The sequence below is a fragment of the Secundilactobacillus malefermentans DSM 5705 = KCTC 3548 genome (assembly GCF_001436395.1).
GTDB classification, from domain to species: Bacteria; Bacillota; Bacilli; order Lactobacillales; family Lactobacillaceae; genus Secundilactobacillus; species Secundilactobacillus malefermentans.
Genome location: NZ_AZGJ01000127.1, coordinates 1 through 925 on the forward strand (window position 1 = coordinate 1; position 925 = coordinate 925).

Annotated in this window: 1 protein-coding gene; it reads left to right on the forward strand. The window is 41.5% G+C overall.

Annotated elements, in window-relative coordinates; all coding sequences use genetic code 11:
* Positions 1-226: 226 nt before the first annotated feature.
* A partial coding sequence (locus tag FD44_RS10105; protein WP_056973941.1) for a 2,3-bisphosphoglycerate-dependent phosphoglycerate mutase occupies positions 227-925 on the forward strand: 699 nt, incomplete at its 3' end.

The following is a 925-nucleotide window of genomic DNA, read 5'->3' on the forward strand; positions in this document are numbered from 1 at the left end:
CAGGAAAAAGTATAGAACCCAAAGTTCAGGCAAATCTCAAGCAAGAGTACGATCAAACAAAAACGGTTGGTCAATTGAACCAGACAAATCCGAATGATTAAACGAAGTAACAGAGCTGAGAAGCTCTGTTTTTTTGACTAAATATGTGCACTATTTAACAATAATTTTTGAAATCCTGTTTTGAATTCGGTAAACTAGGGATGATTAGAGAGAGGGAATTTAAATTATGGTGAAACTTGTCATTATGCGGCATGGTGAAAGTGAAGCTAATCGCGACAATATATTTACGGGGTGGACGGACGTTCCGTTGACCCAAAAGGGAATTGAACAGGCGCACGCTGCTGGAAAAGTATTAGCGGCTACCAAGTTAGAATTTGCGGATGTTCACACCTCAATGCTCTATCGAGCGATTAAGACTGCTCATATTGTGATGGCGGAGTGTCATCAATTATATCTTCCTGAGCACAAAAGCTGGCGGTTAAATGAGCGGCATTATGGCGCGTTAAGGGGACAGAACAAGGACGAAGTCAAACAATCAGTGGGTGAAGCACAGGTTAAGTTGTGGCGGCGTAGTTTTAAAACGGTTCCGCCATTATTAAAACAGGTAGATGAGGATCCTAAGTATTCGAAATGGGGAGCCATTGAGCCCCGAGGTGAAAGCTTAGAGATGGCCTATAATCGGTTGATACCCTATTGGCAGGATGAAATCGCACCTCGACTATTGGATAAGCAAAATCAACTGGTGGTGGCTCACGGAAGTACACTGCGGGCTTTAATTAAATATTTAGATGGAATTGCTGACGCTGATATTGATCAGGTTGAAGTACCAAACGGGAAACTCATACTGTATGAATTCAGTGATAAGTTAAAAGTCATTAACAAGCAATTCTTAGATGAAAATACAAGTGGCTGGGACAAAACTGAC